This window comes from Streptomyces armeniacus (assembly GCF_003355155.1).
Taxonomy (GTDB): Bacteria; Actinomycetota; Actinomycetes; order Streptomycetales; family Streptomycetaceae; genus Streptomyces; species Streptomyces armeniacus.
This window is the reverse complement of record NZ_CP031320.1, coordinates 3770215-3785034: the sequence shown is the minus strand read 5'-3', so window position 1 is coordinate 3785034 and position 14820 is coordinate 3770215. Positions and strand designations below refer to the sequence as shown.

Sequence of the window (14820 nt, the reverse complement as noted above, 5' to 3'; positions counted from 1 at the left end):
CCGCTCCGCGTCCTCACCAGCGTGGTCACCTCCGCCGAGTCCCCGCCTTCGTCGCCGTCCTCGCCGCCCCCCGATCCGCAGCCGGAGCGGCTGTCCGCCATGGAGACGTGGCGCACGCTGTACCGCCACTTCCGTCCGCACCGCGCCGTCGTCGCCCTCGGCACGCTCTGCTCGCTGATCGGCGCGGCGACCGCGCTGCTCCAGCCGCTCGCCGCGAAGACCCTCGTCGAACGGCTCGACGACAACGGCTCGATCGCCGGCGTACTGCTCGTGCTCACCGCCCTGGTGCTGCTCGGCACCGCGATCGAGGCCGTCGGCGCGTACGTGCTGGAGCGCACCGCCGAGTCCGTCGTGCTGGCCGCCCGGCACACCCTGGTCGGGCGGCTGCTGCGGCTGCGGGTCGCGGAGGTGGAACGGTCCGAGCCGGGCGACCTCATGTCCCGCGTCACCTCGGATACGACGCTGCTGCGCGCGGTCACGACGCAGTCCGTCGTGTCGGCGATCGCGGGCGGGCTGTCGTTCGCCGCGACGATCGCGATGATGGCGTTCCTCGACCCGGTGCTGCTGCTGGTGACGCTCGGCGTGATCGTGCTGATCGGCGGGGCGGTGGCCCTGGTGATGCCGAAGATCGCGCAGGCCACGCAGCGCGCCCAGACGGCGGTCGGCAGCATCTCGACGGCGCTGGAACGGGCCTTCGGCGCCTTCCGCACGCTCAAGGCGTCGGGTGCCGAGCGGCGTGAGATCGCGGCGATCGACGCGGCGGCGCGGGAGGCGTGGCGGCACGGCGTGCGCTCGGCCAAGTGGCAGGCGGTGGCGTCCACTTCGGTGGGGCTGGCGGTGCAGGTGTCGTTCCTGGCGGTGCTGGGGATCGGCGGCGCGCGGGTGGCCTCCGGGGCGACGTCGGTGGCCACGCTGGTGGCGTTCCTGCTGTATCTCTTCTACCTCATCGAGCCCGTGTCGCGGCTGGTCGAGGCGGCCTCGCAGTACCAGGTCGGCTCCGCCGCCATCGCCCGTATCGTGCACGCGGAACGCCTCGCGACGGAGGAGACGGACGGCGCGGAGGAGGAAACCGAGACAGACGGTGACGCGCCCCTCTCCGTCGCCTTCGAGGACGTGACGTTCCGCTACCGCCCCGACCTCCCATACGTCCACCACGGCGTCGCCTTCGACGTCCCCGGCCCCGGCGTCACCGCGTTCGTCGGCCCGTCGGGCGCGGGCAAGACCACCGTGTTCGGGCTGATCGAGCGGTTCTACGAGGCGACGGACGGCCGCGTCCTGGTCGGCGGCACCGACGTACGGGAGTGGCCGCTGCCCCGGCTGCGCGCCGCCATCGGGTACGTGGAGCAGGACGCGCCCGTCCTCGCGGGCACCCTGCGCGAGAACCTCGTGTTCGCCGCGCCGGATGTGTCCGAGGCGGAGATCGGCGGCGTCCTCGTACGGGCGAAGCTGGACGCCCTCGTCGAGCGGCTGCCGGACGGACTGGAGACGGTCGTCGGGCACCGCGGCTCGAAGCTGTCCGGCGGCGAACGGCAGCGGGTGGCGATAGCCCGGGCGCTGCTCAGGAAGCCACGGCTGCTGCTGCTCGACGAGGCGACCTCGCAGCTGGACGCGGTGAACGAGCTGGCGCTGCGCGACGTGGTGACGGCCGTGGCGCGGGACATCACGGTCCTGGTGGTGGCGCACCGTCTGTCGACTGTGACGCTGGCCGACCGGATCGTGGTGATGGACGCGGGGAAGGTACGGGCGGTGGGCAGCCACGTGGAACTGGTGGCGAGCGATCCCCTGTACGGAGAGCTGGCGGCGACGCAGTTCCTGGCGACGTCCGCATGAGCGCGCCGCCGCCCCCCCGGCGGCGTTCGCGGCAGCCAACCCGCCTAACCGACCGTGCCGCTCACCCGCAACTCGCGCCCGCCCGCCGTGCCTTCGGCCGTGTACGTGTCGAGCGCGCCGCGCCGTTCGCCGCCGGGGTGGTCGTACTGACCGGCGAAGACGTGCGTGCCGGGCGGCACCGTCTGCCCTTCCTTGAGCGTCCAGCGGTACACGAGCGCGCCGCCCGCGTACGCCACGAAGGTGTCGAAGCCTGACGCGGGGAGGGTGCGCCAGGAGCCCGTGGAGCTGAGGGTCTTGCCCTTCGTGGCGATGCGCAGTTCGACGGTCAGCGTGCTCAGCCGCTCGCTCGTACGGAGGCTGACTTCGGTCTGCGACCAGTACGCGTTGCTGCCGGGATCCAGCGAACCGTCCGACCGCAGCGGTCCGTCGGCCCGCTCCGCGTCGGGCCCTCCCGTGGGGGCACCGGTGGCGCTGGGGGTGCGTACGGTCGGCGGCGGGCCGGCGGTGGCGCCGCCGGTGCCGTCTTCGCCCTGCTGCGCCCACCACGCCGTGGTGCCGCCGAGGCCGAGCACCAGCAGGACGGCGCCCACCGCGCCCGCCACCCGCGGCCAGGCGCGGGCACCGGCGCGCGGCGGCCGTACGTGCGTGAGCCGCGCGAACCGCGCGAACCGCGGCCGTACGTGCGCGAGCCGCGCGAGTCCGCGGCGTGCGCGGGGCTCCTCGGCCTCCCGCGTGACGCGGGCGAGCATGCGCGCGCGGTCCGGCCGGTGCGCGTCCGCCTCGGCGCGCAACCGGGCGCGCAGACGCCGCCGTTCGGCGGCCTCCACGGTCTCCCCGGTGTCGTCGGTCGCGTTCACCACGTGTACCGTCCTGCCTTTTCGCCGCGCAGCGTCAGCACGTTCTCCACGCTACCCGGCACGTTCCGCGCCGGGGGTTCCGTGAGCTCCGAGGGTTTCAGCAGCCTCTCCAGCTCGGCCATCCCGCGCGATGTCTGACTCTTCACCGTGCCGGTCGAGATGCCCAGGGCGCGGGCGGTGTCCCGCTCCGACACGTCGAGCGCGTGCCGCAGGACGACGCAGGCGCGTCTGCGGAACGGGAGCCGCGCCAGCGCCTGCCGTACGTCCAGCACGGCGGGTACGTCGGTGCCTTCGGCCGGTTCCGCGTGCCGGGACCAGAACAGCGTGATCCGGCGCCTTTCACGTGTGCGGCTGCGAATATGGGAGCGCGCGAGATGGGTGACGACGCCCCGGGCGTACGCGACGGGGCGGTCGGCCGCGCGTACGCGGTCCCACTTGTGCCAGAGCGCGACGAACGCGTCCGCCGCGAGGTCGTCGGCCTCCTCGGGGTTGCCGAGCAACAGGTAGGCCAGGCGGGCGAGTTCGGCGTGATGCCGTTCGAAGAAGGCGTGGAACTCGTCCGTTGGGGAAGGCACGGGTACCCCCTCGCTGTTCGACATTCCGGACCTTGGCCGTGTCTCCGTTCACCCCCGTGCGAGCGGTGACGCTAGCACGGGCCCGGCGGGGCAACAGGGGCGCGACGGACGGCCGATGGCGATTCGACGGCGATTCGACTGCAACGTGGCGGAAGCACATCGGAAACGAGGCGGAAGCGCGCGACCGGGCAACCTTCCCGCCCCCGGCGGCGACCTCAGGGTGCACACCGCAGGCGAAGGAAGGATGGACCGTGACCGAATCCAAGCCCACCCGCGGGGCACGCGCCGGACGCGCCCGCCGGAAGCTGACCACGCTGCTGGCCGTGCCCGCCGTCGGCCTGGGCACCGCGCTGGCCTTCGTCGCGGCGCCCGCGCACGGCGCCGCGGCCTGGGAGTCCTGCGAGCAGTACGGCGAGTGGGAGTCGGGGGGTTACACCCTCTACAACAACATCTGGGGCGAGGGCGCGGGCGCGCAGTGCGTCTCCGCGGAGTCCGCGAGCGACTGGTCCGTGCACGCGGAGCACCCGGACACCGGCGGCATCAAGTCGTATCCGAACGCCAAGCGCGTCGTGAACACCCCGCTGTCCCAGCTCGCGTCGCTCACCAGCAAGTACGAGGTGCAGGTGCCGGCTTCGGGCGCGTACAACACCTCGTACGACATCTGGGACACCGACTACGACTACGAGGTCATGCTGTGGGTCAACAAGACCGGTGCCGTCGGCCCCATCGGCGAGCGCGTCACCACCATGGAGCTGGGCGGCCACACCTGGGACGTGCACAAGGGCAGCAACGGCCAGAACGAGGTCTTCTCCTTCATCCGCACCGAGAACTCCGCCGCGGGCCGGGTCGACGTGCTGCCGGTGCTCGACTGGATCACGGAGCAGGGCTGGTGGAGCGCCGACGAGACGATCGGTGACGTGCAGTTCGGCTACGAGATCACGGCGTCGCCGGGCGGCGCGGACTTCGCGACGAAGGACTTCTCGGTCAGCCACGGCTGACGGGCGGACGGTGCCGCCCGTGCGGGGCGGCACCCCTCGTGTCAGCGCTCGTGACGGCCCGCGTGTCAGCGCTCGTGTCAGCGGCCGCGGACCGCGAAGCGCTCCACCGCGAGCGTGCCTCCGTCGACGCGGGCGCCGAAGCCGTACCGGTACTGGCCGCGGACCCGCGGGTCGTCGAGCCGCGCGTAGCGGCCGACGTCGATGGTGAACAGATACTGCCAGGTGCCGCCGCCCGCCACCGCGTACGCGGTGAGCTCGTCGCGGTGCACGACGCACGCCAGGCGGGCGTTCGGCCCCGGGTAGCCGATCTTCCCGTCGAGCTGGGTGATGCGTGCGCCGGCCTGCTCGCCGTCGATCCGTACGTCCCAACCGGTGCGCCGGAGCCGGTGGTTGTACCAGACCGTCAGATGGTTCCGCGCGTCCTTGACCAGCCCCGCGAACAGCGTGTCCTGGCTCGGCGCGGCCGGCCCGGCGTACGAGCGCTGGGTGACGACGATCGCGGCGGGCGAGGTGTCGGCCACACGGCCGGAACGCAGCAGCGCGAAGGCGGGCGCCCCGTCGGCCGACACGGTGAGCGCGCCGCCGTCGGCCCGTACGGTCCCGGGGCGCCCCTCCGGGTCCGGAGCCAGCACGGTGAACCCGGCGGGGAGCCCGCCGCGGAACTCCTCCTCCGCCAGCACGTGCGGGAAGTTCTCCGTCGTGGGGTGCGGCGGCAGCAGGTCGACGTCGTGCAGGTGCCTGTCCAGGGCGGCCTGCAGCCGCCGCGTACGGTCGGGCAGCCGGCCGGCGAGGTCCTCGGCCTCGCCGGGGTCGGCGGCCAGGTCGTACAACTCGGCCCGCTCGCCGTGCAGATACCGCAGCAGCTTGTACCGGCCGCGGCGTACGGAGGCGGTCGGCGCGCCGGGGTCGTGCCAGTGCGGGTAGACCCAGAACAGGTCCGTACGCCGCGGCACCGCGCCGCCCGACAGCAGGCCCGCGAAGCTGGTGCCGTCCAGGTGCTGGCCCTCCGGCCTCGGGACCTCGGCGGTGTCGAGCAGCGTGGGCATGAAGTCGACGGTGCTGAAGGGGGTCTCGACTACTCGGCCGCCGGGCGCCGCCGGATGGTAGGCGATCATCGGTACGCGGACACCGCCCTCGTACAGCGTCGCCTTGCTACCGCGCAGCGGGGCGCTGGTCGCCACGTCGCTCGCGCCGCCGTTGTCCGACAGCAACAGGATGACGGTGTTCCCGTCGAGGCCGCGCCGCCGCAGCGTGTCCCGTATCGCGCCGACGCCGTCGTCGACGACCTCCAGCATCGCCGCCAGCACCGGGTGCTTCCCCGGCTCGCCCGCGCCCGGCTTCGCCGCGTACTTGTCGACCAGCGGCTGCGGCGCGGCCAGTTTCGTGTGGGTGGCGTAGTGCGACAGGTAGAGGAAGAACGGCTCGCCGTCGTCGCCGGCGCGGCCGATGAAGTCCACGGCCTCCTGGTTGAGCCGGTCGGTGAGGTACTCGTTCTCCTCGCGGGCGGGCAGGTCCGGCAGCATGAAGTACGGGTGGAAGTAGTCGCCGCCGGCGATGTACTTCTGCTCCGAGGCGATGACCTCGTCGAAGCCGTGGGACCACGGGTTGCCGGGCCGGTCGCGCACCGGCCCGTCATAGGTCTCGCTCAGATGCCACTTGCCGATGAGGCCGGTGCGGTAGCCCGCGTCGCGCAGCGTCTCCGGCAGGGTCCGGTGGCCGGTCGGCAGGTGGTCGTCGCCGGTCGCGCCGAGGAACTCCGTGATGCCCACGCGCGCCGGGTACTGCCCGGTCATGATGCTGGCCCGGGTCGGCGAGCAGACCGGCGCCGCGGAGTAGCCCGCGTCGAACCTGGCGCCGTCCGCGGCGAGCCGGTCCATGTGCGGGGTCTCGTTGAACGTGTTGCCGTAGCAGCCCAGTTCCCGCCGGGCGAGGTCGTCGATGAGCACGACGACGATGTTGGTCCTGCCCCCGGCCCCGGCGGCCCCCTCGGCCCCGGCGACACCAGCGCCCGCCGTCGTGGAGGCCGCACCGCCGAGCCCGGCGGCGGCCAGCCCTCGCAGCAGCGTGCGCCGGTCCGGCATCGCAGCTGCCATGACGGAGACCTCCGGTCCGGTTGCCGTGCTCGCCGTTGACCATGCGAACGGCCAGTATCGGAGGGGGAGATCGAGCGCGTCCAGGGGTCCGGCACCGCGGGCATTCCCGTATACGGGGTGGGAAATGCGAGCGGGACAGCCGGGACGGCGTCGAAGCACGGGCCCTGGCGGGCCTTCTCCTGGAGCCGGTCCGACTCGTACACGAGGTCGCCGGTGGCGGCGAGCGTGTGCACGCCCTCCGAGTCCAGCGTGAGAACGCCGGCCGCCTCGCTCCCGTCGACCAGGTCCACGGCGTGGACCACGATGCGGTCCAGGGTCTCCTGCACCGACTGCCCGGACAGCAGATCGCGCGCCGTACGGGCCAGCCTCGTGGCGAACTCCTCCCACGACGGGCCCTGCTGCTCGTGTCCGGGGCTCAGTCTGAGGCGGCTTCCCGCAGGGCGGGCAGGAGTTCGTGCTGTGCGCAGTCGAAGAAGCCGTCCTGGTGCTCGTCGCCGCCGATCTGGACGAGCGCGATGTCGGTGAACCCGGCCTTCCAGAACTCCGACACGGAGGCCACGATCCCCTCCACGTTCGGCCCGCACGGGATGTTCGCGGCGACGTCCTCCCACCGTACGAACTGGGTGGCGGCGGCGAACCCGGCCGGTCCGGGCAGTTCCGCGTTCACCTTCCAGCCGCCCGCGAACCAGCGGAATTGCTCGTGCGCCCGCTGCACCGCCGCGTCCCGGTCGGGGTCCCAGCACACCGGGATCTGCCCGATGCGCCGTTCGCTGCCGCCCGCGCCGACCCAGCCCGCACTGAGCTCGGCGCTGGGCTCGACCGCGATCATCGCGTCCGCGACCGGCGCGAAGCGGCGGATGGACTGCTCGCCGGACACGGCGACGGCGATCGGCACCCGCTCGTCGGGCCGGTCCCAGAGCTTCGCGGAGTCGACGCGGTAGTGCCGCCCGACGTGGTTCACGTGGCCGCCGTCGAACAGCGCGCCGATGATGTCCACCGCCTCCGAAAGCATCTCGTGGCGTACGTTGACCGGCGGCCAGCCGCGGCCCACCACATGCTCGTTGAGGTTCTCGCCGGCGCCCAGCCCGAGGGTGAAGCGCCCGCCGGAGAGCAGCGCGACGGTGGCGGCCTTCTGGGCCACGACGGCCGGGTGGTAGCGCATGATCGGCGCCGTCACGTACGTCATGAGCTCGACCCGCTCGGTCACCTGGGTGACGGCGCCCAGCACGCTCCAGGCGTACGGGGAGTGCCCCTGCGCGTCGAGCCAGGGGGAGTAGTGGTCGCTCATGACCTCGAAGTCGAATCCGGCGCGTTCCGCGGCAGGGGCGTGGCGCACGAGCGCCTGGGGGCCCGACTGCTCGGTCATCAGCGTGTATCCGAACCTCACCATGGTTCCGAGTGTGGCAGCGGTACGGCCCGTACGCGCGCTGTGCCCGCGGCCTCGCGTACGGGCGGCCGTACGAGCGCACGGCGGCGCGGAGCTTCGTTTCCCGCGGCGCCGTACGGGTACCCGGGCGCGAGCCTCCCGGCGGGAGAGCAGATGGGTACCCAGAGGTGCCCAGAGGTCCGAGAGGTGTCGAGAGGTGCAGCCATGCGGGACAGGGACTCCAGGCCCGTCGATGCCGACCCGCGGCTCGGCGACAGGCGGCCGGGCGGCGAACCGTACGACCCGGACCTCGGCGGCTGGGCCGACCCGGACGAGGTGATCGCCGCGGGCCAGCGCACGGGCGGCGCCGACGGTCTGACCGTCGCGGTGGTCGGCGCGAGCGGGAACCTCGGCAGCAGCGTGGTCAGCGCCCTCGCGGACGACCCCCGCGTGGGCCGCGTACTCGGGCTGGCCCGGCGGTCCCCGGGCTGGTGCCCGCCGAAGACCACCTGGGTCGTCGCGGACGTGCTGCACGAGCGGCGGCTGGGCGAGCTGTTCCGCACGGCTGACGCGGTCGTCCAGCTGGCCTGGCTGTTCCAGCCGACCCACCGGCCCACGGTGACCTGGCGGAACAACGTGCTCGGCAGCCTCCGCGTGTTCGAGGCCGTCGCCGACGCCGCCGTACCGTCCCTGATCTACGCCTCGTCCGTCGGCGCGTACTCGCCCGGCCCCAAGAACCGCACCGTGGACGAGTCGTGGCCCACCCACGGCTGGCCGGACGCCGCCTACTGCCGCGAGAAGGCGTATCTGGAGCGCTGCCTGGACAGCTACGAGCGCCAGTACCCGTGGGTCCGCGTCGTGCGGATGCGCCCCGGCTTCCTCTTCAAGCGGGAGTCGGCCACCGAGCAGCGGCGGCTGTTCGCCGGGCCGCTCCTGCCGCGCGGCCTGGTGCGTCCCGGACGGCTGCCGGTGGTGCCCGACCTGCCCGGACTCCGTATGCAGGTGCTGCACACGGACGACGCGGCGGAGGCCGTACGGGCGGCGGTCACGAGCACCGTACGGGGCCCGTTCAACCTGGCCGCCGACCCGGTGGTGGACGCGGCGCTGTTGGCGGAGCTGCTCGGGGCGCGCACCGTACGGGTGCCGGCCGGGCCCGTACGCGCCGGGCTGCGCGCGGCTTGGCGCACGCGGCTGGTGCCCGCCTCGCCGCACCTCTTCGACGCGGTGCTGAGGCTGCCGCTGATGGACTCGGCGCGGGCGCGGGAGGAACTGGGCTGGCATCCGCGGCACACGTCGGCGCAGGCGATCGGGGAGTTCCTGCGCGGGCTGCGGAGCGGCGACGGCATGGACACCCCGCCGCTCACCCCGAAGCTTCCGGGCGGCGGCCGGCTGCGGGAGACGGCGACGCGGCTCCAGGCGCGGCCGTAGCCGTACGGGCGGCGCATGGCCGGTCAGCAGACCGTGCGCGCCGCGTGACCGTACGTGCTCAGCGTGCCTCTCCCGGCGCTGGGGTACCCGCGCGGGGACGCACACGTAACCGACCCCGGAGGTGAGCGGAGTGAAGGCAGCGGTATGGCACGGCAGGCGCGACGTACGGGTGGACGAGGTGGCCGACCCGGCGGTACGGGAGCCGACCGACGCCGTCGTACGCATCACCTCGTCCGGGCTGTGCGGCTCTGATCTGCACCTCTACGAGATCCTCGGCCCCATGATGACCCCCGGCGACATCCTGGGCCACGAGCCGATGGGCATCGTCGAGGAGGTCGGCAGCGCGGTGACTGAACTCGCGCCCGGCGACCGCGTGGTGGTGCCGTTCCAGATCTCCTGCGGCAACTGCTTCATGTGCGAACAGGGCCTCCAGACGCAGTGCGAGACCACACAGGTGCGCGACGCGGGCATGGGCGCCGCGCTGTTCGGCTTCACCAAGCTGTACGGCTCCGTGCCGGGCGCGCAGGCCGAGTACCTGCGGGTGCCGCAGGCGCAGTACGGGCCGGTGAAGGTGCCGGACGGTGCGCCCGACGACCGCTACCTCTTCCTGTCCGACGTGCTGCCCACGGCGTGGCAGGCGGTGGAGTACGCGGAGGTGCCGGAGGGCGGCTCCCTCGCGGTGCTCGGGCTCGGCCCGATCGGCGACATGGCCTGCCGCGTCGCCCTGCACAAGGGCGCGGGCACCGTCATCGGCATCGACCTCGAACCGGAACGGCTGGCGCGCGCCCGCGCCCGCGGCGCCGAGGTGCTGGATCTGCGGCTGCACGACGACATCGCGGGCGCCGTACGCGAACGCACCAACGGGCGCGGCCCGGACGCCGTCATCGACGCCGTCGGCGCGGAGGCGCACGGCAGCCCGGCGGCCAAGCTGCTGCAGACGATGAGCGGCATGCTGCCCGGGAAGATCGCGGAACGGCTCACGGCGAAGGCCGGCGTCGACCGGCTGGCCGCGCTCTACACCGCCATCGACATGGTGCGCCGCGGCGGCACCATCTCGGTGTCCGGCGTGTACGGCGGCGCCGCCGACCCGCTGCCCATGCTGACCCTGTTCGACAAGCAGATCCAGCTGCGCATGGGGCAGGCCAACGTACGCCACTGGGTGCCGGCGATCCTCCCGCTGCTCAACGACGAGGACGTGCTGGGCGTCGACGACTTCGCGACCCACCACATGCCGCTGGAGCGCACGCCGGAGGCGTACGACATGTTCCAGAAGAAGACGGACGGCGCGGTGAAGGTCGTACTCCAGCCCTGACACGTACGGCGCCCGGTCACCGCGGGGGCCGCACCAGCCCGGACTGGTAGGCGAAGACGACCAGTTGGGCGCGGTCGCGCGCGCCCAGCTTCGTCTTGGCGCGCTGCACGTGCGTCCGTACGGTCAGCGGGCTGACGAACAGCTCCTCGGCGATCTCGGTGTTGGACTTGCCCTCTGCGGCGAGCGCCGTCACCTCGCGCTCGCGCGCGGTGAGCGCGGCCAGATGGCCGGGCAGCGACGGGTCGGCGGCGGCCTCGGGCGTGGCCAGGAAGCGGCTGATGAGGGAGCGCGTGGCCGCGGGGGACAGCAGCGCCTCACCGGCGGCCACGGTGCGGATGCCGTCCAGGAGCGCCTCGGCGGAGACGTCCTTGCCGAGGAACCCGCTCGCGCCCGCGCGCACGGCCCGCGCGACGTGCTCGTCCGTTTGGAACGTGGTGAGGATGAGGATACGGGTGGCCCGCAGGCCGTCGTCGGCGCAGATGGCCTCGGTGGCGGCGAGCCCGTCGGTGCCGGGCATGCGGATGTCCATGAGGACGAGGTCGGGGCGGTAGACGCGGGCGAGCGTGACGGCCTTGGAGCCGTCGTCGGCCTCGTCGACCACCTCCATGTCGTCGCACGAGTCGATCAGGATCCGGAACGTCGCCCGCAGCAGGGCCTGGTCGTCGGCGAGCAGCACGCGGATGGTCATCGTGGCCTTCCAGAAGTCAGGAGTGGACGGGGAGTTCGGCGGTCACGGCGAAGCCGCCCCCGGGGCGGCGGCCCGCCTCGAGCCGTCCGCCGGCGGACCGGGCGCGCTCGCGCATGCCGATGAGACCGAACCCGCCGCCGGGAGCGGACGGAACGTGCCCGTCCTCGCCGCCGCCGCCGTCGTCGGTGACGGTGAGGGTCAGCCGGTCGCGGTCGTAGGCGAGCCGGACCCGGGCCGTGCTCGCGGCGGCGTGCTTGGCGACGTTCGTCAGCGCCTCCTGCACGATCCGGAAGGCGGTCAGGTCCACGCCGCCCGAGAGCGGCCGCTCCTCGCCCTCGACCGCGACGGTGACCTGGAGACCGGCGGAGGAGAACGCGTCGACCAGTTCGGGGAGCCGGCCCAGGCCGGGCGGCGGCTCCAGGGTCTCCTCCGGGTCGTCGGACTGGCGCAACAGGCCGACGGTGGCCTTGAGTTCGCGCAGCGCCGAGGCGGTGGTGCCGGTCAGCTCGGTGAGGATCTTCTCGGCCTGCTCGGGCCGGGTGCGGGAGAGATGGGCGGCGGTGCCTGCCTGCGCGTTGGCCAGGGCCATGTGGTGGGCGACGACGTCGTGCAACTCGCGGGCGATACGCACGCGTTCCTCGGCGACGCGCTGCCGCGCCTCCTCCTCGCGGGTGCGTTCGGCGTGCTCGGCACGCGACCGTACGGCGTCCAGATACGCGCGCCGCGCCCGTACCGCCGTGCCGTACACCACCAGCAGCAGAAGCCAGAACGTGGGCGAGACCCCCTTCTCCACCCAGGACTGGTCGCTGTGGTCCGGGAACACGGGCGCGACGAGGATCAGCGCGACGACGCCCAGGTAGTAGCCGTACGTGAGCCGCTCCGGGGTGCGGACGGACAGCTCGTAGAGCGCCACGAGGAGCGGGAGGAGCAGCAGCGGCTGGACCACGTAGTCCAGCCCGACGGCGAGGCCCGCACAGAGCCCGGTGAACACGACGACGTGGCGCGGACGGCTGCGGCGCCACAGCAGCGAGAGGCAGGCGGCGGTCGCGATGGCCAGCCCCGGTGCCCAGCCCGCCCCTTCGCCGCTGATGAACTGCCTGCAGGTGACCACGTACAGCAGCAGCAGGAACGCCGTCTCGACGAGGCGGGGATGGTGGTCGGCGTACCGCCGCCAGCTGGTGAGCATGCGGTTCTCCCTCGGGTGCTGGACCCCATGGTCGGTCACACGGCGGGCGAACGCCCAGCGAGGGCCGCCCGTGCCAGGCACGGACAGCCCCCTCCGGACGGGCCGGTCACACGTGTCGTACGGTGCGCCGGGTCAGACGCGTACGGCCTCCTGCCGGCCGTCGCCGGCCGGTGCGTCCGGCTCCGCGGGTGCTTCGGCCCGGCGGGTGAGGGCCTCGCCCTCCACGTCGACGCGCGGCAGCAGCCGGTCCAGCCAGCGCGGCAGCCACCAGGCCGACTTGCCGAGCAGGGCGAGTACGGCGGGCACGAACGCCATGCGGACGACGATCGCGTCGAACAGGACGGCCACGGCCAGCCCGAAGCCGACCATCACGACCATGGTCTCGCCGCCGGTCATGAAGCCCGCGAACACGCCCATCATGATCAGCGCCGCCGCCCCGACGACCTGGGCGCTGTGCCCGAACCCGGAGACGACGGCCTGTCCCGGCGGCTCCCCGTGCACGTACGCCTCGCGCATCCGCGAGACCAGGAACACCTCGTAGTCCATGGCGAGTCCGAACACGATGCCCACCAGGAAGATCGGCATCATGCTCATGATCGGGCCGGTCTGCTCGACGCCGAAGAGGCCCGCGGCGTGGCCGTGCTGGAAGACGGTGACGATCGCGCCGAGTGCCGCGAGTACCGACAGCAGATAGCCGAGAGCGGCCTTCAGCGGCACCAGTACGGAACGGAAGACCACCAGCAGCAGCAGGAAGGCCAGCCCGACGACGACCGCGAGATACGGGATCAGGGCGTCCTGCATCTTCTGCCCGACGTCGATGTTCAGTGCGGTGGTGCCGGTGACCTCGAAGGCGGCGCCGGTCGCGGACTCGGTCGCGGGGCGCTCGTCGCGGATGGTGTGGACGAGGTCCTTCGTACGTTCGCTGGTGGGCGCGGTCGACGGGGTGGCGGACAGCACCGCGGTGTCCTTCGCCGCGTTGAACCGGGGCGGGGAGACGGAGACGACGCCCTCGGTGCCCGCGAGCTTCCCGGACACCGCGGACACGGCGGCCTTCGGATCGTCGCTGTCGCGCGCGTCCACGACGACGGTCAGGGGACCGTTGAAGCCGGGGCCGAAACCGTCCGCGAGGGCATCGTAGGCGCGGCGCTCCGTGGTCGAGGTCGGCTTGGCCTCGTCGCCGGGCATGCCCAGCTGGAGGTCCATCGCCGGGATGGCGAGCGCGCCCAGGCCGACGACCGAGACCAGCAGGACGGGCACGGGACGGCGGAGTACGAACCGGGCCCAGCGGGTGCCCCTGTTCTCCTTCCCCGTCTCCCGCGCCTCCGCTGCCGGGCCCTGGTCCGTACGAGCGGCCGTGCCGCCCTTGCGGACCCGCCGCGCCAGGACGGCGTCCGGCCAGAAGCCGAGCAGCGCCGGGACCATCGTCAGCGCGATCACCACACCCGTGACGACCGCGCCCGCCGCGCCCAAGCCCATCTTCGTCAGCATCGGCACGCCGACCACCGAGAGCCCGGCCAGCGCGATGACCACGGTCAGCCCCGCGAAGACCACCGCCGAACCGGCGGTGCCCACGGCCAGTCCGGCCGCCTCGTGCGCGCCGCGCCCCTTGGCGCGTTCCTCGCGGTAGCGGGCGACCACGAACAGGGAGTAGTCGATGCCGACCGCGAGGCCGAGCATCATGGACAGCTCGCCGGTGGTCGAGGACAGCCCGAAGACGTTCGCCAGGGCGGTGATCGAGGCCAGGCTGACGGCGACGCCGACGATGGCGGTGATCAGCGGCAGCCCCGCGGCGGCCAGCGAACCGAAGGTGACCAGCAGCACGACCGCGGCGATCATGACGCCCATCACCTCGCCCATGCCGGCGCCGGGCTCGGTCACCAGCACCGTGCCGCCGACCTCGACGGTGAGGCCGCTGTCACGGACCCGCTCGACGGCGCCCTCCAGCTCCTTCTTGCCGGCCTCGCTGACGTCGTCCTCCTTCACGTCGTACGTCACGCTGGCGTACGCCGTGGACCCGTCCTTGCTGACGCCCTGCCCGTCGAAGGGGCTCACGACGTCGGCCACCTGCGGCCCGTCGGCCACGTCGGCCACCAGCCTGTCGACGGCCGCGCGGTTCTCGGCGGAGGTGACCTTCCGGCCGTCCTCGGCGATGAAGACGATCCGTGCGCTCGCGCCCTCCGCCTCGCTTCCGGGGAACCGCTCGTTGATCAGGTCGAACGCCTTCTGCGACTCGATCCCCGGCATCTTGGCCGAGTCGTCGGGGGCCTCGGAGGCGTTCATGGCGCCGAGGGTGACGGCGGCCAGGACCGCCACCCACAGCAGTGCGACGGCACGGCGCCGCCGGAAGGCCCAGCGGCCCAGTCGGTACAGGAATGTCGCCATGGAAGAGGTCTCCGTATCTGGTTCTCGGGAACCTCTCCAGGTTTTCCGGACGGGCCCTGCCCCGTCGTCCTCGGTGCCAAGCGTCGTGGCTACTCACTAACGAGT

Annotated in this window: 11 protein-coding genes; 4 read left to right on the top strand and 7 right to left on the bottom strand. The window is 73.1% G+C overall.

Going from position 1 to position 14820, the window contains the following annotated elements; all coding sequences use genetic code 11:
• The first annotated feature begins 99 nt into the window (after positions 1–99).
• Positions 100–1830, top strand: a complete 1731-nt coding sequence (locus DVA86_RS16285) for an ABC transporter ATP-binding protein (protein ID WP_208884765.1) — start codon at positions 100–102, stop codon at positions 1828–1830.
• 44 nt (positions 1831–1874) lie between these two features.
• Here the strand turns inward: DVA86_RS16285 and DVA86_RS16280 are convergent, their stop codons facing one another.
• Both DVA86_RS16280 and DVA86_RS16275 read right to left on the bottom strand, forming a co-directional pair.
• A complete protein-coding gene (locus tag DVA86_RS16280) occupies positions 1875–2687 on the bottom strand; it encodes a hypothetical protein (protein ID WP_245996651.1) in 813 nt (270 codons plus the stop codon).
• Complete coding sequence (locus DVA86_RS16275; protein ID WP_208879205.1) at positions 2684–3286, bottom strand: SigE family RNA polymerase sigma factor; 603 nt, start codon at positions 3284–3286, stop codon at positions 2684–2686. The genes DVA86_RS16280 and DVA86_RS16275 overlap by 4 nt, the downstream gene beginning before the upstream one ends.
• Before the next feature lie 227 nt (positions 3287–3513).
• Between DVA86_RS16275 and DVA86_RS16270 the strand changes: the two genes are divergently transcribed.
• Positions 3514–4260: a GH12 family glycosyl hydrolase domain-containing protein gene (locus DVA86_RS16270; protein ID WP_208879204.1), complete on the top strand. Its 747-nt coding sequence runs from the start codon at positions 3514–3516 to the stop codon at positions 4258–4260.
• A gap of 77 nt (positions 4261–4337) precedes the next feature.
• On the opposite strand, the gene DVA86_RS16265 is transcribed toward DVA86_RS16270, so the two are convergent.
• Entirely contained in the window at positions 4338–6353 is a 2016-nt protein-coding gene (locus DVA86_RS16265; protein ID WP_208879202.1) for a sulfatase, read from the bottom strand.
• Between the two features lie 415 nt (positions 6354–6768).
• Positions 6769–7743, bottom strand: a complete 975-nt coding sequence (locus DVA86_RS16260; protein WP_208879201.1) for an LLM class F420-dependent oxidoreductase — start codon at positions 7741–7743, stop codon at positions 6769–6771.
• A gap of 201 nt (positions 7744–7944) precedes the next feature.
• On the opposite strand from DVA86_RS16260, the gene DVA86_RS16255 reads away from it, so the two are divergent.
• Positions 7945–9147 carry an NAD-dependent epimerase/dehydratase family protein gene (locus DVA86_RS16255; protein ID WP_208879200.1) on the top strand — a complete coding sequence of 401 codons (1203 nt, stop codon included), beginning with the start codon at positions 7945–7947 and terminating at the stop codon, positions 9145–9147.
• A 130-nt stretch (positions 9148–9277) separates the two neighbouring features.
• On the top strand, positions 9278–10459 hold the full coding sequence (locus DVA86_RS16250) for an alcohol dehydrogenase catalytic domain-containing protein (RefSeq protein ID WP_208879199.1): 1182 nt from the start codon (positions 9278–9280) through the stop codon (positions 10457–10459).
• Between the two features lie 16 nt (positions 10460–10475).
• Here the strand turns inward: DVA86_RS16250 and DVA86_RS16245 are convergent, their stop codons facing one another.
• From DVA86_RS16245 to DVA86_RS16235, 3 genes are all read right to left on the bottom strand, one after another.
• On the bottom strand, positions 10476–11147 hold the full coding sequence (locus DVA86_RS16245) for a response regulator (protein WP_208879197.1): 672 nt from the start codon (positions 11145–11147) through the stop codon (positions 10476–10478).
• Positions 11148–11163: 16 nt separating this feature from the next.
• Complete coding sequence (locus DVA86_RS16240) at positions 11164–12333, bottom strand: sensor histidine kinase (RefSeq protein ID WP_208879196.1); 1170 nt, start codon at positions 12331–12333, stop codon at positions 11164–11166.
• A gap of 132 nt (positions 12334–12465) precedes the next feature.
• On the bottom strand, positions 12466–14715 hold the full coding sequence (locus DVA86_RS16235; RefSeq protein ID WP_208879194.1) for an MMPL family transporter: 2250 nt from the start codon (positions 14713–14715) through the stop codon (positions 12466–12468).
• Positions 14716–14820 lie beyond the last annotated feature (105 nt).

Excerpts from the sequence above, each read along its gene's own strand:
- DVA86_RS16245 (WP_208879197.1), bottom strand. The coding sequence starts at position 11,147 with ATGACCATCCGCGTGCTGCTCGCCGACGACCAGGCCCTGCTGCGGGCG.
- DVA86_RS16275 (WP_208879205.1), bottom strand. The coding sequence starts at position 3,286 with ATGTCGAACAGCGAGGGGGTACCCGTGCCTTCCCCAACGGACGAGTTC.
- DVA86_RS16235 (WP_208879194.1), bottom strand. The coding sequence starts at position 14,715 with ATGGCGACATTCCTGTACCGACTGGGCCGCTGGGCCTTCCGGCGGCGC.
- DVA86_RS16240 (WP_208879196.1), bottom strand. The coding sequence starts at position 12,333 with ATGCTCACCAGCTGGCGGCGGTACGCCGACCACCATCCCCGCCTCGTC.
- DVA86_RS16260 (WP_208879201.1), bottom strand. The coding sequence starts at position 7,743 with ATGGTGAGGTTCGGATACACGCTGATGACCGAGCAGTCGGGCCCCCAG.
- DVA86_RS16265 (WP_208879202.1), bottom strand. The coding sequence starts at position 6,353 with ATGGCAGCTGCGATGCCGGACCGGCGCACGCTGCTGCGAGGGCTGGCC.
- DVA86_RS16285 (WP_208884765.1), top strand. The coding sequence starts at position 100 with ATGGAGACGTGGCGCACGCTGTACCGCCACTTCCGTCCGCACCGCGCC.
- DVA86_RS16255 (WP_208879200.1), top strand. The coding sequence starts at position 7,945 with ATGCGGGACAGGGACTCCAGGCCCGTCGATGCCGACCCGCGGCTCGGC.